Origin of the sequence: Paraburkholderia lebeckiae (assembly GCF_050436225.1) — a bacterium.
Lineage (GTDB): Bacteria > Pseudomonadota > Gammaproteobacteria > Burkholderiales > Burkholderiaceae > Paraburkholderia > Paraburkholderia tuberum.
Genome location: NZ_JBNDLU010000001.1, coordinates 2,653,093 through 2,667,635 on the forward strand (window position 1 = coordinate 2,653,093; position 14,543 = coordinate 2,667,635).

Annotated in this window: 12 protein-coding genes and 1 pseudogene; 10 read left to right on the plus strand and 3 right to left on the minus strand. The window is 62.7% G+C overall.

Annotated elements, in window-relative coordinates; genetic code table 11:
- Positions 1-8: 8 nt before the first annotated feature.
- Complete coding sequence (locus OKW45_RS12445) at positions 9-1,988, plus strand: acid phosphatase (RefSeq protein ID WP_429468449.1); 1,980 nt, start codon at positions 9-11, stop codon at positions 1,986-1,988.
- Between the two features lie 90 nt (positions 1,989-2,078).
- Here the strand turns inward: OKW45_RS12445 and OKW45_RS12450 are convergent, their stop codons facing one another.
- The 3 genes from OKW45_RS12450 to OKW45_RS12460 all read right to left on the minus strand — a co-directional run bounded on the left by OKW45_RS12450 (position 2,079) and on the right by OKW45_RS12460 (position 5,653).
- Positions 2,079-2,954, minus strand: coding sequence for an alpha/beta fold hydrolase (locus OKW45_RS12450; RefSeq protein ID WP_018423871.1), 876 nt, complete (start codon positions 2,952-2,954; stop codon positions 2,079-2,081).
- 711 nt (positions 2,955-3,665) lie between these two features.
- Positions 3,666-4,628: a sterol desaturase family protein gene (locus OKW45_RS12455; RefSeq protein WP_429468451.1), complete on the minus strand. Its 963-nt coding sequence runs from the start codon at positions 4,626-4,628 to the stop codon at positions 3,666-3,668.
- Positions 4,629-4,636: 8 nt separating this feature from the next.
- A complete protein-coding gene (locus OKW45_RS12460) occupies positions 4,637-5,653 on the minus strand; it encodes a YncE family protein (protein WP_260327599.1) in 1,017 nt (338 codons plus the stop codon).
- A gap of 322 nt (positions 5,654-5,975) precedes the next feature.
- Here OKW45_RS12460 and OKW45_RS12465 point away from each other — a divergent pair, with 322 nt between their 5' ends.
- From OKW45_RS12465 to OKW45_RS12505, 9 genes and pseudogenes are all read left to right on the plus strand, one after another.
- Positions 5,976-7,286 (plus strand): Nramp family divalent metal transporter, encoded by a 1,311-nt coding sequence (locus OKW45_RS12465; protein ID WP_429468453.1) that lies wholly within the window; start codon positions 5,976-5,978, stop codon positions 7,284-7,286.
- A 181-nt stretch (positions 7,287-7,467) separates the two neighbouring features.
- Positions 7,468-7,641: pseudogene (locus tag OKW45_RS12470) on the plus strand (IS110 family transposase); the annotation flags it as partial.
- 200 nt (positions 7,642-7,841) lie between these two features.
- Positions 7,842-10,226: a bifunctional salicylyl-CoA 5-hydroxylase/oxidoreductase gene (locus tag OKW45_RS12475; RefSeq protein ID WP_429468456.1), complete on the plus strand. Its 2,385-nt coding sequence runs from the start codon at positions 7,842-7,844 to the stop codon at positions 10,224-10,226.
- Positions 10,223-10,996, plus strand: coding sequence for an SDR family NAD(P)-dependent oxidoreductase (locus OKW45_RS12480; protein ID WP_429468459.1), 774 nt, complete (start codon positions 10,223-10,225; stop codon positions 10,994-10,996). The genes OKW45_RS12475 and OKW45_RS12480 overlap by 4 nt, the downstream gene beginning before the upstream one ends.
- Positions 10,993-11,553 carry a MarR family winged helix-turn-helix transcriptional regulator gene (locus OKW45_RS12485; RefSeq protein WP_018423877.1) on the plus strand — a complete coding sequence of 187 codons (561 nt, stop codon included), beginning with the start codon at positions 10,993-10,995 and terminating at the stop codon, positions 11,551-11,553. The genes OKW45_RS12480 and OKW45_RS12485 overlap by 4 nt, the downstream gene beginning before the upstream one ends.
- A gap of 19 nt (positions 11,554-11,572) precedes the next feature.
- The gene (locus OKW45_RS12490) at positions 11,573-12,424 is read left to right on the plus strand and encodes an enoyl-CoA hydratase family protein (protein ID WP_429468462.1); all 852 of its coding nucleotides are present in this window, start codon (positions 11,573-11,575) and stop codon (positions 12,422-12,424) included.
- 1 nt (position 12,425) lies between these two features.
- Positions 12,426-13,637 (plus strand): acyl-CoA dehydrogenase family protein, encoded by a 1,212-nt coding sequence (locus tag OKW45_RS12495; protein WP_429468465.1) that lies wholly within the window; start codon positions 12,426-12,428, stop codon positions 13,635-13,637.
- The gene (locus tag OKW45_RS12500; RefSeq protein WP_429468468.1) at positions 13,634-14,077 is read left to right on the plus strand and encodes an acyl-CoA thioesterase; all 444 of its coding nucleotides are present in this window, start codon (positions 13,634-13,636) and stop codon (positions 14,075-14,077) included. The genes OKW45_RS12495 and OKW45_RS12500 overlap by 4 nt, the downstream gene beginning before the upstream one ends.
- A complete protein-coding gene (locus OKW45_RS12505; protein ID WP_018423881.1) occupies positions 14,074-14,469 on the plus strand; it encodes a RidA family protein in 396 nt (131 codons plus the stop codon). Before OKW45_RS12500 ends, OKW45_RS12505 begins: the two co-directional genes overlap by 4 nt.
- The last annotated feature ends 74 nt before the right edge of the window (positions 14,470-14,543 follow it).

A 14,543-nucleotide genomic window follows, 5' to 3' on the forward strand; every position in this document is an offset into this window, starting at 1 on the left:
GTCTCGTGATGCCTCATTTTCGCGTCCCTCTCCCGCTGCGCCTCACGGTGTTCGCAAGCGTGGTGGCACTAGCCGCGTGCGGTGGTAGCAATGATTCTTCTACGCCGACCGCCTCGAACACTTCGACGACGGCGACGGCCTCGATCCCGGCGCCCCCTGCCGACCCCGGTTTTGTCGACAACGCAGCAATCCCCGACGTGCCCGCGTTCGTCGACACGATTGCGACAAACCAGCGCGGCGATGCGCGATATGCGACGCTCGCCACGAATGCGGGCGTGCGTGTCGTCTCGCGATTCCTCGACATCTGGCAACCGTTGACCGAGATCGTCGATGCGGGCGTCTCCGCGCCCGCCAATGGTTCCTTTCCGGCTGTCGTGCAGTCCGCGTGGACAGGACTACCCAATGACGGTACGCCGGGTGGGGCTGTCGTGAACAGTGCCGTCCATGCCGCGAACATTCAATTCGTGGTCACCGAGACGACCAACCGAACTCAGGCACAGGCCGACGCAGCCTACTACGACGACCGGCGCGGCAAAGCTTATAGCGTGACCGATGGCATGGGACCGCTCACCAATGCGTGGCGCGCGGCGGCACAGCAGGTAACGACCATCACGTCGATTCCGGCGGATGCGACGACCGTTCTGTACAACGACAACGGCAACAACATCGGCGTCGGCAGCAGTGGCGGCAACACCAGTTTCGGCCAAGTTGTCGACCTGCTCAACATCATGGGCAACAACGCGTCCACCGAGCCGGCCAAGCGCTTCTACAAATACGCGCGGCCATACCGCTGGAGCACGAGTGTCGTGGTGGATCCGACTCTGGTGCCTGCCGAGAGCACTACGCCTTCGACCGATGGCGGATTTATCAGCGGTCACGAGGCGGAGGCCATGCGCGACGCGATGACGATGGCCTACGTGCTGCCGGAGCGGTTCCAGGAGATGGCGAGCCGCGGCCTCGAACTTGGCGAAAACCGCATTTTCGCCGGTATGCATTCGCCGCTCGACGTCATTGCTGGTCGAATGTTTGCACTTGCGGCGACTGCCGCGAATCTTTCCGATCCGAGCAACGCCACCTTGAAGAGCGCCGCATTTAGCCAGGCGCACACGGCCCTGATGCAGTCGACGAATACCAATTCGACGAGCTTCGCTGCTTTCGCCCACTCCGGCACGGCAGCGACGGACCGCTTCGCCGACTACGCGACGAACAAAGCGGACTTCACTCGCCGTATGACGTTCGGCTTTGCTCCGATCGAATCGACCAATGCGCCTCCCGTTGTGCCGAAGGGTGCGGAGGTGTTACTGGAGACGCGCTTTCCGTATCTGAGCGCTGAGCAGCGCCGCGTGGTGCTCAAAACGACCGAGCTTCCTTCCGGCTATCCGGTCATGGACGATGCGGAAGGGTGGGGCCGCCTCAACATGTTTGCAGCCGGGGACGGATATGGTGCGTTCCATGGCAGCGTCATCGTTTCGATGGATGCGTCTCAGGGCGGATTCAACGCGTCGGATCTGTGGCGCAACGACATTGCCGGCGCAGGGAAGTTGACGCTGCAGGGTAGCGGAACATTGAAGCTCGGCGGCAACAACACCTGGTCGGGCGGCTCGCAGGTAAGTGGCGGCGTGCTCGAGGCCGATTCTCCGAATGCGTTCGGCACGGGCGACGTGTATGTGGGTGCGGGTGGCATCACCATCGCGGCGGCGTCGCCCGTGTCTATCGTCGGCAAGTACACGCAGCTCGCCGGCACGACACTCGAGCTCGACATTGACGGTAAAGGCGCCGGCCAACTGCACGTTGGTAATCAGCTGACCATCGCCGGCGGCACGCTACACGTGAAGTTCGTGAGCGGCTATGCGCCCAAGGTCGGCGACACCATCGATCTGATCGATGGCAACGGGGCGACGAAGCAGTTCACGACGATCACGGTCGACGGCCACAAGGCGACGCCGGTCTATTTGTCGACCGGCGTGTCGGTGCACATCGATTCGTAATCCGGCCATATTGGCGTGGCTATGCGACGCCCGGATAACCCGCTGTCTGTAATGCGGAGCGTCTGGCTATGCCCGTCTGTCGTTGATCGTCTAAAGCGGCGATTCCTTCGTCAAAAACCGCCTGATGGCAATGGAGACGATTTCTGGAAACTCTTCGTGAATCGCGAGCTTGCCCTTCATGACCCATTCAACCTGAACATTTGGCAATTGTCCTAACGCTTCCATTTCGACACGCGATTTCGGTGGCGTCTGATCGCCGTAGATCACGAGGATCGGAATGTTGGCTCGGCGCGCAAGATCAAGGAACGCCGCACGGTTGGCGACCCGGTCTAGCGCACCGGTCACAAAGCGTACCGAACTGTGCCGGGCTCCGGGTGCACGGGTGACGGCGAGTTTGGCCGCGAGACGATCGCCGCCAAGCCAGTCAGGATCGCTGTAAACGTGTTCTCTCGCCATCATGGTGATGACATGGCGGCTGACGTTGAGCCGGTAGAGAAGCGGGCCAGCGAGGGGGTGATCAATGGCAGAGCGCACACGGGAGAACCAGGCCCGCTGGCCACCCATCATCGTCGGCAACGGGCCGCGCCACGTCGGTGCGATGAGGACCAGGCGATCAACGGTACCTGACCGCAAGACGGCCTGGTAAAGCGCATAGGTGGCTGCATGTCCGGCCGCCACAATGGCGTGCGGTGGTGCCACGAAGTCGCTTAAAAACCAGTTAAGAAACTCCGAGAGAAGCTCCGGCGACCATTCTTCCTTTGGCCGCCCCTGATCGCCGAACCCCGGCCAATCAACCGTCGTCACGTGAAACTGAGGCGCGAGCAAGTCGAGCAGCGGGCGCATCTCCAGGCGCGTGGAAATCGTACTCAGGGCCGGCAGGAGGACGACCGAAGCGCCGCTGCCGGCCTCATCCACGTCCAGCGCGATCTCTCCACTGTCCCACTGGCAGCGTATCGTCTTCGTCATTGCCTTTCCAATTTGGCCTTCATACGAATCACGCGGTAGATATTGAGGACCAGTTTTATTAGAGGTCGGTCTCCGGCCATGTATGGATGCGTTTTTCGTGCTGATTGCTGCGCTTGCTAACGGACTGGCCAGTTTCTTTGGATCCGGCCGCCATCCGTGCGATGTTGACGCGCATCTCCAACCAATCTCGAGGACGACTGGTCGTTCAAAACGTCATCGGCCATCGTCTCATAGCAGACCGAGAGCCGTCGTTCGGGAAACTTATCGCAGTGGCAGAAACGCCGATCGCTTTACGCGCGCGCGGGGCGTGTAACGCACAAACCAGGAACTGCTTCTGCGCAACATCATTCACTCCATGGGCGCCTTGACGGGCGCGTCGCGTCGGGGAGAGACAGCCCCCTAAGTTGACGGAGCGCAGGCCGTATCGCGACGTGTTTCGCCCTGATCTGTGCTTGACAGCCTTTACCACTTCGAACTCTTTGAACTGAGGATAGCTGGATAGAGCGGGTAGGTGCCGGTATCCGTGCATTCTGAAACCAGCAACCAGCCTGTCTTCGAACCGTGACCTGGAGTTATCGCACCTCGGGTTCAAAGGCACAGAGCAGATGCTTTGCGGTCTACTAACAGGTTCTTTGCACCAGCCGGTCCGGACGCAAATCCAGGCGCCCATGAACCGGCCCGTTTGGGCACTGGCGCAATGCAGGGATGTCCTCAGGAACTGCGGCGAGTCTTTGCCGGTTGCCGCCACTGTTCAAGGAAAAACTGCAAGCCGCCCAGTTGCTGTGCGATGTAGCCGCCCGTGGCCATTGATTCCGGTGCGCGCCGGTCGCCTGTGGGCGGGTACTCGGCGGAGAAGTCCGCTGTGCCAAACACGATGTCCCAGATCGGGAACACGGCGCCGTAGTTGCAGGAATTCCTACCGGCCGCGCGCAGGCCGTGATGCAGCCGATGAAAGCGCGGCGAGACGATCACCCGGTCCCCGAGCCAGCCGAACGAAAGCTTGATATTGGCGTGGCTCAGGCTTTCGATGAAGCGCATGAACAGGAACAGCAGCGGAAACTGCAGCGGCGGAATACCGATCGCGAGGCCGACGATGCCGAACCAGATTGCGGCGACCAGGTCGTCAAGCAGATGGTTGCGATCGTCCGACCAGAAACTCATCTGTCGCTGCGCATGATGCAACGCATGCAGTGCGTACCAGCTACGGTATGAGTGCGACAGGCGGTGACGCCAGTAATCGGCACAGTCCAGAATCAGCGCGTACGCGATGAAGGTAATGACCGGATGTCCGAGAAGCGGCGGTATCAACGTCTCAAGCGTTGGCGGTATGTAGCCGTGATCGACCACGAAGCCGTTCACCCACACCTGCACCTGGTAGAACAGCAGGAAACTGACGACAGGCAACACCCCGACGCGGTTGAGGATCGTATAGAACGCGTCGGTTACGACGGCTTTGCGGTCATCCCAGCGTTCGATCGGAAAGAGCGCTTCGAGCGGCCAGCAAACCGCATACGTGACGATAACCGCGAAGAGGCCATAAACGCAGATCAGCGCCCAGTCGAAGGAAAGCTCTTCCCATTGCATCCAGCCGAAGTGATAAAGCAACGGCAGAACGAGATACTGGTCGATTTCACCGGCCAGCATATTGAAGAACCTGTCGAGAAATATCAGCATGATGGGCGTTAGAGCGTTTCGGCGGTAACGAGACCTGGGCGGCTCATTTCGGTGGTGAGGAAGATGCCGTGCGGCGAGCGTCCGACATCAATGGTCTCGTAGTTGCCGCTGGCTGGATCGAGTACGGCGACCTGCTCCCGGAAACGCAGCGTCACCCATAGCTTGCCGTCGGGGCCAACAGCAATATCATCTGGCCCCGCGGCGTGGAACGGATAGGTACGACGAAGCTCGAGGGTGGTTGGATCGAGCGCCACCAGCGAGCCGCCGATCCGGTTGCTCACGTAGAGCGTCGCGCCGTCGGGTGTAAGAAAGACATTGTGCGGGCCGACGCCGGTTTTCACGCGCCGCAGCACGTTACCCGTCACTGGATCGACCTCAGCCACATGGTCGCTGCCCATCACGCAGACCAGTACCTTGCCGTTGTGCCAGAGCACGCCGGCGGGGGTCGATCCGACGTTCGACTTCCAGCGGATCGTCAGGTTCGTCAGGTCGAATGAAACGAGCGTGCCGGACTGCTGCATCGAATTGAAGCTCCAGCGCGAGTCCGGCGAGAAGTCGAGGTGGCTCGGCATGCCGCCGGGCGAGAAGCGCTTGACGAGCGTCAGGTCGTCGGGGCGGTAGATGTCGACATAGTTGAGCCGCAGTGCATTGACGACGAGGTAGCGGAAATCCGGCGTGAAGCCAAGCTGGTACGGATCGGCGATCACCTTGTGGCCAAGCGCCAAACCGGTGTGCGGGTCGACAATGAACAGTGCATTGCCGCTGGCGTCGGCAATATAGAGCTTGCTTCTGTCGCGCGAAAGCGCCCAGTGACTGGGTTCGCGCAACGTCGGCAATGTCCGGACGATCTTGTGCGACGCCATGTCGATGACAGAAACGCTGGCTTCGCCGGAATTCATTACGATAGCGAGAGAGAGAGGCGCCGCGCTGGCGATACCTGAACGAAGGGCGAGGAAAGGCGACAGGCCAAGACTCAGGGGAATGGCCAGACTACGGCCCAGTACTTCGCGACGTGAAAGCTTCATGGAGGGCATGCATGAGAGAATCAGCCATTCATTCTGCTGGATGGATTCACCGTCACGCAAGGACGAATTGCGAATGGCGCTGATATGGAGCGATGCTACGGCCGCTTCCTGTCAGTGGCCTAACAAATGTCGGGCGAAGCTGACGATCCGCACACGATTTCGCTGTATTTGACCGAGCTTCCAGGGGGACCCGGGCGCGCTTCGCGCAGCACCCGCCCCGATCATCCGCGGAGTTTGGCCGCCCCTGTATATTGCCATCACGCGCTAAAGAATCTGGAGTAATAGCATTGCCACGTTCGTCCAGAGAAATCGGGAAGTGTCCATGAACAGCACTACCGGCAAAAATACGCTCACAGATCGCACGACTGTTGCGATTCGCGATGTGCTGGCCGGCAAACGGCGCGGCTTGCGCTCTGCGCTGCTGTTCGCCGGACCCGCAGTGATTGCCTCGATCGCCTACATGGACCCAGGCAATTTCGCGACCAACATCCAGGCCGGTTCCCAGTTTGGGTACACGCTGCTGTCGGTGGTACTGATGGCCAACCTGATCGCCATGCTGTTCCAGGCGCTCTCTGCCAAACTCGGCATCGTGACGGGCCGTAATCTGGCGGAAATGTGTCGCGAGCGACTGCCGCGCAAGGCCGTCTTCGTCATGTGGTGTGTCAGCGAAGTGGCTGCGATGGCAACCGACCTGGCCGAATTCCTCGGTGGCGCAATCGGCCTCGCGTTGCTGCTCAAAATGCCGTTGATGGCCGGCATGGGCGTGACCGCCGTGGTGACGTACGGCATCCTGGTGTTTGAAAAAAGCGGTTTCCGGCCGATGGAAATCATCATCGGCGCGCTCGTCGCCGTGATCGGCCTGTGTTACCTGATCGAATTGTTCATCGCGCCCGTTGCATGGGGGCAGGCCGGATTGCACTCGATCTTGCCCTCGATGCCGAACGGGGAAGCGCTGACCGTCTCGGTCGGTATCGTGGGCGCCACCGTGATGCCACATGCGATCTATCTCCATTCCGGGCTGACTCAGAGCCGGACCCCGGCGAGCAACGCGGGCGAGCACCGCGCACTGCTGCGCTTCTCGAATCGGGAAGTCATCGTTGCGCTTTCCTTCGCGGGTCTCGTCAACATGGCCATGGTCATCATGGCCAGCGCAGCATTCCATGCCGGCCACCGCGACGTCGCGGAAATCGAAACTGCTTACCATACGCTCACGCCGTTGCTCGGTGCGGACGCGGCAGCGGTTTTCCTGATTTCGCTCATCAGCTCGGGTATCTCCAGCTCCGTTGTCGGCACCATGGCTGGCCAGATGATCATGCAGGGCTTCGTCGGTTTCCGGATTCCCATCTGGGTGCGACGTCTGGTGACCATGGTGCCGGCGTTCGTGGTGGTCGGCCTCGGCGTGAATGCCACCCAGGCGCTGGTGGTCAGTCAGGTTGTGCTCTCTTTTGCGTTGCCGATCCCGATGGTGGCGCTGGTGCTCTTCACTCGCCGCAAAGACCTCATGGGCGAGTTCGCCAATGGCCGGATCACGGATATTGCGGCGATCGCCGCGACGGTCATCATCCTCGCGCTGAATGCGGTGCTACTGCTTCAGACCTTCGGCGTCAGCATTCCGGGCATGCCTGCACGCTGATGCAGCCCACCCGGACTCGTTCGGGATGGGCCTCTGCGCCCGGCTCGCTTCTGCTTCGGCCGCGCTGCCGGAGCGATGGACGGCGAAGTTTGTTCGCTAGCCATCGACTGACGTCGCAGTAGGTAAGCAATCGCGGCGAAGCTTAGTGCGACAGTCAAAGGTGCTGTTGCATGCGAAGTTCATTCGGCCGTTTGTCCAGACGAACAAGACCGACGCGGCGGATGCGCGGGCGATCTGGACGGCGGTGCAGCAGCCGGGGATGCGAACGGTAGCGGCAAAGACGGAAGACCAGCAGGCGATGCTTGGCCTTCACCGGATGCGCTCGCTGCTGATCAAGTTCCGCACCATGCAGGTAAAACCGGCAGCCAGCCCCGAAGACCTCGCAACGCGCGCTGTTCCGTCCCCAAGACGGACTTCACTCTCTCCAAGACGGACTTTATTACTTTGGATCACGTCGCAGAACACGACTCGATACCCGCGCTCGAAATTTACTTGACATATAAACTATCAAAACCTAAATTAATCCCACCGCGGAGTTCATTTTGGGGAACCAGCATGCGCATAGTCTGTATCGGCGGCGGTCCGGCCGGTTTGTACTTCGGTCTGTTGATGAAACAACGCAACCCCGGCCATGAGGTCACGGTGATCGAGCGCAACCGCCCCTACGACACTTTCGGCTGGGGCGTCGTGTTCTCCGACCAGACGCTCGGCAATCTGCGCGCCGCCGACGCCCCGAGCGCCGAGGCGATTCTCGACGCGTTCAATCACTGGGACGACATCGAGATTCACTTTCGCGGCCGCAGCGTGCGCTCATCGGGCCACGGTTTTTGCGGCATCGGTCGCAAACGTCTGCTGAATATCCTGCAAGCGCGCTGCGAAGAACTCGGCGTGAAGCTCGTGTTCGAAACCCAGGTCGTGGACGACAGCGCGTACGACGCGGACCTGATCATCGCGAGCGACGGCCTGAACAGCCTCGTGCGCCAGAAATACGCGGACACCTACCAGCCGGACATCGATGTGCGCGACTGCCGCTTCGTGTGGCTCGGTACGAAGAAGCTGTTCGACGCGTTCACGTTCGCGTTCGAGCAAACCGAATTCGGCTGGTTCCAGGCACACGCCTACCGCTTCGACGATCGAACCTCGACGTTCATCGTCGAAACACCGGAACGCGTGTGGCGCGCCGCCGGTCTGGACGAAATGAGCAAGGAAGACAGCATCGCGTTCTGCGAGAAGCTGTTCGCGAAGTACCTCGACGGCAACGCGCTGATGTCGAACGCGGCGCATCTGCGCGGCTCGTCGCAATGGATCCGTTTTCCGCGCGTCGTCAACAAGGAATGGGTGCATTGGCGCAGCAAGGCGAACGGCACACGAACGCCGATCGTGCTGATGGGCGACGCCGCGCACACCGCGCACTTCTCGATCGGCTCGGGCACCAAGCTCGCGCTCGAAGACGCGATCGAACTCGCGAACAGCATCAGCGCGCACCCGGGTTCGCACCTGGACGATCTGGCCGCCGCATTGAAGCACTACACCGAGGTACGCAGCGTCGACGTGCTGCGCATCCAGAACGCCGCGCGCAATTCGACCGAATGGTTCGAGCACGTCGATCGTTATACGTCGTTCGAGCCGGAACAGTTCGCGTATTCGTTGCTCACGCGCTCGCAGCGCATCTCGCACGAGAACCTGCGCGAGCGCGATGCGCAGTATCTGTCCGGTTTCGAGGACTGGCTCGCGAAGCGCGCGGGTGTCGAGCGCGCCGCTGACAGGCATTCGATTCCGCCGATGTTCACCCCATTCACAGTGCGCGGCGTCACGCTGAAAAATCGCGTGATGGTGTCGCCGATGGCGCAGTACTCGGCGGCAAACGGCGTGGCCGGCGACTATCACCTGATGCATCTCGGCGCGCGCGCGATGGGCGGCGCCGCGCTCGTGATGACCGAGATGACCTGCGTGTCGCCCGAAGCGCGTATCACGCCCGGATGCCCGGGCATGTACGCGCCCGAGCACCTGGTCGCGTGGAAACGCATCGTCGATCTGGTCCATCTGCAATCGGATGCGAAGATCGGCATCCAGCTCGGCCACTCGGGCGCGAAAGGTTCGACGCGCGTCGCGTGGGAAGGCATCGATCAGCCGCTCGACGAAGGCAACTGGCCACTCGTTTCGGCGTCGCCGCAGCAGTATCTGCGCGGCATCAGCCAGCATTCGCGCGAAGCCACACATGACGAGCTGCGCGCCATCGAGCAGCAGTTCGTCGAGGCGACGCGCATGTCGATCGAAGCGGGTTTCGACTGGCTCGAACTGCACTGCGCGCACGGCTATTTCCTGTCGAGCTTCCTGTCGCCGCTCACGAATCACCGTACCGACGCATACGGCGGTCCGCTCGAAAACCGTCTGCGTTATCCGCTGCAGGTGTTCAGCGCGATCCGCGCTGTGTGGCCGCAAGACAGGCCGATCTCGGTGCGGATTTCGGCGCACGACTGGGTCGAGGGCGGCAACACGCCCGACGACGCCGTGAAGATCGCGCAAGCGTTCAAGGCGGCCGGCGCGGACATGATCGACGTGTCGTCGGGTCAGGTCAGCAAGGAAGAAAAGCCCGTGTTTGGCCGCATGTTCCAGACGCCGTTCGCCGATCGCGTGCGCAACGAAGCCGGCATCGCGACAATCGCGGTCGGCGCGATTTCGGAAGCGGACCACGTGAACAGCATCATCGCGGCGGGTCGCGCCGACCTGTGCGCGATCGCGCGTCCGCATCTCGCGAATCCGTCGTGGACGTTGAACGAAGCGGCAAAGATCGGCTATCTCGACGTCGCGTGGCCGAAACCCTATACCGCCGCGAAAATGCAGCTCGAACGCAACCTCGAACGCGAGCGTGCGCAGGCCATCGCCAACGCCGGCCTCACGGCGCAACAACGCGCGCAACGCGCCGAAGGAACCGTGTGAACACCTCAGACACTCCTCTCGCCGGACAACACGCGGTCGTCACCGGCGGCGGCAGCGGCATCGGCTCGGCCATCGCGCAGGCGCTGCTGCGCGCCGGCGCGCGCGTCACGCTGATGGGCCGCAACGCGCAACGCCTCGACGCGCAGCGAGAGCAATGCGCGGCGCTCGGCGACGTCGCGTGTATCAGCGTGGACGTCACGCAAGAAGATTCGGTGGTGCGCGCATTCGAGCAGGCGGGCACCGTCGATATCCTCGTGAACAACGCGGGCCAGGCGCAGGCCGCGCCGTTCACGCACACCGATATCGCGCTGTGGCAACGCATGCTCGACGTGAATCTGACCGGCGTGTTTCTCGGCACGCGCGCCGTCCTGCCCGGCATGCTCGAGCGTGGCTATGGCCGCATCGTCAATGTCGCGAGCACCGCGGGGCAGATCGGCTATGCGTACGTCGCCGCGTATTGCGCCGCGAAGCACGGCGTGATCGGCCTCACGCGCTCGCTCGCGCTCGAAACCGCGACGCGCGGCATCACGGTCAATGCAGTGTGCCCCGGCTACACCGAAACCGAGCTGCTGCATGCCTCGCTCGAACAGATCACGAGCAAGACCTCGCGCACCGAAGCACAGGCGCGCGAAACGCTGCTGCGCTCGAATCCGCAGCGCCGCTTCGTGAATCCGGAGCAGGTCGCGAACGCGGTGTTGTGGCTGTGCCGCCCCGGCTCGGATGCGATCACGGGGCAATCCATTTCCATTTCGGGTGGAGAAGTGATGTGAGCAAATCAACGCAAGCAAAAAAGTCGGCGGCGGCATCGGATGCGAAGCTGTCGCGCAAAGGCGTGGCTCAACCCGCGGAGAACGTCGTGGACCTCGAAATGAGCACCGGTGCGGACAGCCACATGGGCCTGCGTTTGTGGCTGCGCATGCTGACCACCACCAACCTCGTACAGGCCGAATTGCGTAGACGTCTGCGCACCGAATTCGACACCACGCTGCCGCGATTCGATCTGATGGCGCAGCTCGAACGACATCCCGATGGCCTGAAGATGACCGAACTGTCGCGCCGTTTGATGGTGACGGGCGGCAACGTCACTGGCATCACCGATCAGCTCGAAAAAGAAGGGCTCGTCACGCGCGACACCGATCCGAACGACCGCCGCTCGATCAGCGTGTGCCTGACGCCCGCTGGCCGCAAGGCGTTCGACAAAATGGCCGTCGCGCACGAGCAATGGGTCGTCGAACTGTTCGGTGGTCTGAGCCTCGACGAAAAGATGAAGACGCATCAGGACCTCGGCAAGCTCAAGCAGCATCTGCTCGACAGCCTGAGAGGCTGACTTCGCACTGGAGGAATACATGACACGATCCAACGCCGATGCACTGTTGTCCGGCAACCGCCTGACCCTGGCAGGCCACGAGGCGAAGCATTTCGGCTGGTCGGTGAGCGACAAGGTCGCGACGATCACGCTGAACCGTCCCGAGCGCAAGAACCCGCTGACCTTCGAATCGTATGCGGAGCTGCGCAACCTGTTCCGCGATCTCGCGTACGCGACCGACGTGAAAGCCGTCGTGCTGCACGGCGCGGGCGAAAACTTCTGCTCGGGCGGCGACGTGCACGACATCATCGCGCCGCTGATCGATCTGCCGATGCCCGAGTTGTTGCTGTTCACGCGCATGACCGGCGACCTCGTCAAGGCAATGCGCCATTGCCCGCAGCCGATCATCGCAGCCGTCGACGGCGTCTGCGCGGGTGCCGGCGCGATCCTCGCGATGGCTTCCGATCTGCGCCTCGGCACCGCGCGCAGCAAGCTCGCGTTCCTGTTTACGCGCGTCGGCCTCGCCGGCTGCGACATGGGCGCGTGCGGGATGCTGCCGCGCATCATCGGCCAGGGACGCGCCGCCGAACTGCTGTTCACCGGCCGCTCGGCAACGGGCGACGAAGCTCACGCCTGGGGCTTCTACAACCGCCTGTGCGACCCGTCCGCGCTCATCGAAGAGACACAGAAGCTCGCCGCCGATCTCGCGGCCGGCCCGAGCTTCGCGCACGGCATGACGAAGAAGATGCTGCACCAGGAATGGAGTATGAGCATCGACGAAGCGATCGAATCCGAAGCGCAGGCGCAGGCGATCTGCATGGGCACGCGCGATTTCGAGCGCGCGTACGACGCGTTCGCGGCGAAGACGCGTCCGGTGTTCGAAGGAGACTGAGTTGAGCGCCGATCATCAGAACACCCCGATCGATTTGCACAGCCCGCTGGCGTGGCCGTTTTTCGAGCCGCGTCATCGCGAGCTCGCGGCAGGCATCGACGCATGGTGCCGCGCGCATCTCACGCATGACGAGCATGGCGACACCGATGCGACCTGCCGTCTGCTGGTGCGCGAACTCGGCCACGCCGGCTGGCTGAAATACGGCGTCGGCGGCATCGCCTATGGCGGGCACGGCGACACGATCGACACGCGCGCCGTATGCCTGCTGCGCGAAACGCTCGCACGCTATTCGGGCCTCGCCGATTTCGCCTTGGCGATGCAAGGCCTCGGCTCGGGCGCGATCTCGCTCGCGGGCACGCATGAGCAGAAATCGCGTTATCTGCCGCGCGTCGCGAGCGGCACGGCGATCGCCGCGTTCGCGCTGTCTGAGCCGCAAGCGGGCTCGGACGTCGCCGCGATGGCGCTCGCGGCTCGCGCGGACGGTGAGCACTACGTGCTCGACGGCGAAAAGACGTGGATTTCGAACGGCGGCATCGCGGACTTCTACGTGGTGTTCGCGCGCACCGGCGAAGCGCCGGGCGCGCGCGGCATCAGCGCGTTCATCGTGGATGCGCAGACGCCGGGCCTCGACATCGCCGAGCGCATCGACGTAATTGCGCCGCATCCGCTCGCGCGCCTGCGCTTCACGAACGCGCGCGTGCCGAAGAGCCAGATGCTCGGCGCGCCCGGCGAAGGCTTCAAGATCGCCATGCGCACGCTCGATATTTTCCGCACCTCGGTGGCGGCCGCATCGCTTGGCTTTGCCCGTCATGCGATGGCCGAGGGCCTCGCGCGCGCGGCGTCGCGCAAGATGTTCGGCCAGACGCTCGGCGACTTCCAGTTGACGCAGGTGAAGCTCGCGCAGATGGCATTGACGATCGACAGCAGCGCGCTGCTCGTCTATCGCGCCGCGTGGCTGCGCGACCAGGGCGAAAGCGTCACGCGCGAAGCCGCGATGGCGAAGTGGCACGCGAGCGAAGGCGCGCAGCAGGTGATCGACGCAGCAGTGCAGCTTTATGGCGGCATGGGTGTGCAAAGCGGCAGCGCGGTGGAGATGCTGTACCGCGAGATCCGCGCGCTGCGCATCTACGAAGGCGCGACCGAGGTGCAGCAGCTGATCGTCGGCCGCGATCTGTTGAAGGCGCATGCCGCCGCGAACGGGAATGCGCAATGAGCACTTCGTTCGAGCGGCCCATACGCATCCGCTTTTCGCACTGCGATCCCGCGGGCATCGTGTTCTTTCCGCAGTACCTCGTGATGACCAACATGCTCGTCGAAGACTGGTTCAACGAGGGCATGCGCATCGACTACGCGCACATGATCGCGCGGCGCCGCATCGGCCTGCCGATCGTCAAGCTCGACTGCGAGTTCTCGCGGCCGAGCCAGATGGGCGAAACGATCCTGCTCACGCTCAAGGTCCGAACCATCGGCCGCAGTTCGATCGGCATCGAGATTCACGGCCATTGCAACGGCGAAACGCGTTTCCGATCTAAACAGGTGCTCGTGTTCATATCGTTCGACAGCGGCAAATCCATCGATATTCCCGGCGACGTCGCGAGCGCGCTCGCCGCGTATGCTCCATCGCCCCCCTCCATCCAGGCGCATCGCTCATGAAACAGGCTCTCCTTCCCGCCGGCTGGGTCAAGCCGCGCGGCTATGCGAACGGCGTCGCCGCGAGCGGCACGCAGGTGTTCATCGCCGGCCAGATCGGCTGGGACGAACAGGCGCAGTTCCAGTCCGATGACTTCGCGCAGCAGTCCGAGCAGGCGCTGAAGAATCTGCTCGCCGTGCTGCGCGAAGCGGGCGGCAAGCCCGAACACCTCGTGCGCCTCACGTGGTACGTGACCGACAAGCGCGAGTATCTCGCATCGCTGAAGGACATCGGCCGCGCGTTTCGCGAGCTGATCGGCGACTACGACATCGCGATGAGCGCGGTGCAGGTCGTCGCGCTCATGGAAGACCGCGCGAAGGTCGAGATCGAAGCCACCGCGGTGATTCCGCACTGAACGTCGTACAGGTACCGAACGCACAGGCAAGCCCTTCACACCGAACGAAGCGCATTTTCCGGCTCAACGCCTCG

Bases quoted from the DNA above. Each gene is read 5' to 3' on its own strand.
- OKW45_RS12445 (WP_429468449.1), top strand. From the start codon at position 9: ATGCCTCATTTTCGCGTCCCTCTCCCGCTGCGCCTCACGGTGTTCGCA.
- OKW45_RS12450 (WP_018423871.1), bottom strand. From the start codon at position 2,954: ATGACGAAGACGATACGCTGCCAGTGGGACAGTGGAGAGATCGCGCTG.
- OKW45_RS12455 (WP_429468451.1), bottom strand. From the start codon at position 4,628: ATGCTGATATTTCTCGACAGGTTCTTCAATATGCTGGCCGGTGAAATC.
- OKW45_RS12460 (WP_260327599.1), bottom strand. From the start codon at position 5,653: ATGAAGCTTTCACGTCGCGAAGTACTGGGCCGTAGTCTGGCCATTCCC.
- OKW45_RS12465 (WP_429468453.1), top strand. From the start codon at position 5,976: ATGAACAGCACTACCGGCAAAAATACGCTCACAGATCGCACGACTGTT.
- OKW45_RS12475 (WP_429468456.1), top strand. From the start codon at position 7,842: ATGCGCATAGTCTGTATCGGCGGCGGTCCGGCCGGTTTGTACTTCGGT.
- OKW45_RS12490 (WP_429468462.1), top strand. From the start codon at position 11,573: ATGACACGATCCAACGCCGATGCACTGTTGTCCGGCAACCGCCTGACC.
- OKW45_RS12500 (WP_429468468.1), top strand. From the start codon at position 13,634: ATGAGCACTTCGTTCGAGCGGCCCATACGCATCCGCTTTTCGCACTGC.
- OKW45_RS12505 (WP_018423881.1), top strand. From the start codon at position 14,074: ATGAAACAGGCTCTCCTTCCCGCCGGCTGGGTCAAGCCGCGCGGCTAT.